Origin of the sequence: Neobacillus drentensis (genome assembly GCF_036966985.1) — a bacterium.
Lineage (GTDB): Bacteria > Bacillota > Bacilli > Bacillales > Cytobacillaceae > Neobacillus > Neobacillus drentensis_E.
On sequence record NZ_JBALSN010000658.1, the window covers coordinates 2,237 to 5,126 of the forward strand.

General features: G+C 36.4%; 5 protein-coding genes. 4 read left to right on the forward strand and 1 reads right to left on the reverse strand.

Annotation, left to right across the window (positions count from 1 at the left end):
• The first annotated feature begins 147 nt into the window (after positions 1-147).
• The gene (locus V7659_RS29950; RefSeq protein WP_335543666.1) at positions 148-594 is read left to right on the forward strand and encodes a DUF4362 domain-containing protein; all 447 of its coding nucleotides are present in this window, start codon (positions 148-150) and stop codon (positions 592-594) included.
• A gap of 103 nt (positions 595-697) precedes the next feature.
• Positions 698-961, forward strand: coding sequence for a hypothetical protein (locus V7659_RS29955; RefSeq protein ID WP_335543667.1), 264 nt, complete (start codon positions 698-700; stop codon positions 959-961).
• A 42-nt stretch (positions 962-1,003) separates the two neighbouring features.
• Here the strand turns inward: V7659_RS29955 and V7659_RS29960 are convergent, their stop codons facing one another.
• A complete protein-coding gene (locus tag V7659_RS29960; protein WP_335543668.1) occupies positions 1,004-1,480 on the reverse strand; it encodes a hypothetical protein in 477 nt (158 codons plus the stop codon).
• 118 nt (positions 1,481-1,598) lie between these two features.
• On the opposite strand from V7659_RS29960, the gene V7659_RS29965 reads away from it, so the two are divergent.
• Positions 1,599-2,045, forward strand: a complete 447-nt coding sequence (locus V7659_RS29965; RefSeq protein WP_335543669.1) for a hypothetical protein — start codon at positions 1,599-1,601, stop codon at positions 2,043-2,045.
• 358 nt (positions 2,046-2,403) lie between these two features.
• Complete coding sequence (locus V7659_RS29970) at positions 2,404-2,874, forward strand: hypothetical protein (protein ID WP_335543670.1); 471 nt, start codon at positions 2,404-2,406, stop codon at positions 2,872-2,874.
• Positions 2,875-2,890: the final 16 nt, after the last annotated feature.

The following is a 2,890-nucleotide window of genomic DNA, read 5'->3' on the forward strand; positions in this document are numbered from 1 at the left end:
AAAAAAGTTATTTAACAACCGGTGAAATAGTTGAACATCAAGCTGCCATTGGGTAACTTGATTTTTTTTATGAACTAAAGTGAGCGGGATCATTAAATAAACGGAACTATTATTTGGTAATCACGTCTAATTTAATGGAGGTGTATTATGAAAGGAATAGGTCTATTTGTTTCTACCGTTCTTTTATCGCTGCTTTTAATAAGCTGTCAGCAGAGTACAACAGACAATCCAAAAAAGCCTTATCGTTCCGAGGAGGCAATAAAGAATGGCGATATCGTTAACGTACACGGCGAAATAAGCAATTTGGAAAAGTTTAATCAATTTATTGAAAATGTTAATAAGGGTGTTAAGGATAAAGTTCGTATAACAAGTTATACCATAGAAGGGGACCCGATTTTCTATAATTTAGATTATAATGGTAAGGAAATAAAATACACTTACGATGCTTCACAAGATAGTTATGGAGCGTCCGGTAAACAAAGTGCTACTTGTTCTGATATCGTAAGTACAAATAATAAAAATGGAGTAGAGTATCATTTAAGTAAATGTTCCTCGGATGTCGGCAATACGTTTAATTTTCAAGTTCCTAAGTGATTGATAGAATGCTGGTGTATTCTTTTATCCTCCTGCGTATTTCAACAAACCACACACCATATGCTTAGTTAGGAAGAAAAACCTTGAAGGGAGTTATCCCCACATGCAAAGGATAAAATTTATGATTAAACAATTCCTAACAGAGCCTTTGTGGTTTAAACTACTAATCTCTACAACTCTGCTTATTTCAGTTGTTTTTAGCAGTTCATATTTTTCCAATCATGCTTATTTTCAAAGCGGCTCCAAATTAGCCGCGGCCATTTTTTTCATTTCTTATGGTATTAAGTTGAGGTGGAGTCGTGTAACTGCTGTCATCTTATTTACATCCGCTGCTGTATGTATCTATCTATCCATTAAGGCAATATAAAGGTGAACCACGGCGACAGTTCATCGTCCCCGTGGTTCGCTCTCAAACATGTTTTATCGCTTTAAAATGTTGAATGTGTATGCCAATATGTCCAATACCTATCATAATAGAGGATGCGATTAGCCAAATAACTTTACCGTAAATACCTAATAGAAAAAAAGCAATGACAGGCAGACTAGCACCAGGTACAGGGATTCCATAGAAACTACGATAAAAGTTTTCCTCCGTATGCTCATGAGTAAAGTATCTAATCCAACTAATCTCGTAAAGGACCATCAGAAAGAATGAGGCTATTAGCCACCAGCTCCATGCTGAAAATGGGGCAATGTTATAATCTGTAAAAATCAGTATGCTGCAAGTACAGCACGCTTGCCCCGCACGTTCGAACAATACTAATAGTTTGTTTTCATTTGTAGTGTTATAGTCGATTGGCTTATTCTTACTCCAGACGGTGTTTGGAATCCATAACATCAGCAAATAGATCAGACCTACATATGAAAATCCTAAATGACCTAACATATAGAACCCTCCTGGTAAGATTTAATCACCTGTTATTACTTATTTTACCATTTGCCAGGAGGTTGAAGATTACATAAAAAGGAAAATATTGTGAACTTTGAGGAAGGATGGAGTCAATTTGTCTTCAATTCTAAGTTTTCGTTATGCAAGAACAGCTTTACTCATCCCTTTCATTTGCTTAATTTTAACTGGATGTAATAGCAAAGAAACAACACCTTTTGAACATAATTATCAGTTTCACGGTGAGTCAACCCATTGGGCGGCAACTATACTGGTTTCAGAAAAAGGCAAGACGTCCACCCATTATGATGAAGGTCAAAGAAGCTTTTTGCTAGAATATAAAGGTGATTATGCGGATATCTCCCATTCAATTGTCAGGTATAACTATAAATCTAGCGGAGGATCCGAAAGAGGGTCAGAAAGCCCTCCAGGCACTAAATATATACGGACCAGTTCAAAAGGAACTGGCGGCGATATACAGGATAAAGATGAAATTATTAGGGTAACGGTTAAGTGGAATGGCAAAAAAGAGATCATTCCTATGAAAATAACGAGTGATAAATAATGGGTGCATCCTGCTAGTCAGTGTGAAAATATTTATAAGCTAATGGTATTGGCATGATGGCACGCTCAAATTAGATCCCCCCCTCTAAGTCAGAGTGGGGGTCTTTGCTATTTTAAAGGTACAAATAGATTCTTTTCACAGAGTTTGGTCAGGATTGATTCATCAAAACAGGTAACTAATAAGGGGATTGGCGAAATCCCGCAATTGGTTAGCGAAATCCCAGTCTATATTGGCGGAATCCACACCTCAGCAATGTGCCACCAGGACCGTCCCCATGGTCAGAATGGTTGAATAAAGTGGATGGTTAAAGGGAATTTTGGGAAGGCTATAACAAGATAAAAATAAAAGGAGACTATATATGATAAAACTCGTTTTATGGGCTTTCTTTTTATTTCCCTGGCTTTCATTATTCCTTTTGAAAAACTCTGCTCTTCGTAGATATATGCCTGTTGCCTTATTTGCAACGGTGATAAATACAATAATGTACCAAGTTGCTTGGACGTATGATTGGTGGAAGTATAAAGAAACTCTTTTTTCTTGGGATAAAGTTGCACAAACACATACGGTTTATGGTGTTTTTTTGGTTGGGACCATATGGATATTTTATTTTACATTTCGTAAATTTTGGATTTACATTGTTGTTAATTTGATTGTAGATTGTATCTATTCATTTGGTTTCAGGGCTTTATGGAAAAAACTCGACATTACAACCAGTGCAGGAAATTTATCGCCGATTGAAGGGATATTAATAATGACAATAATCTCTATCACCCTTTATATTTATCAAATGTGGCAAGAGGGACTTATTGGCGTAAAAAAGGTTACTTAAATACCGGGTACAATAG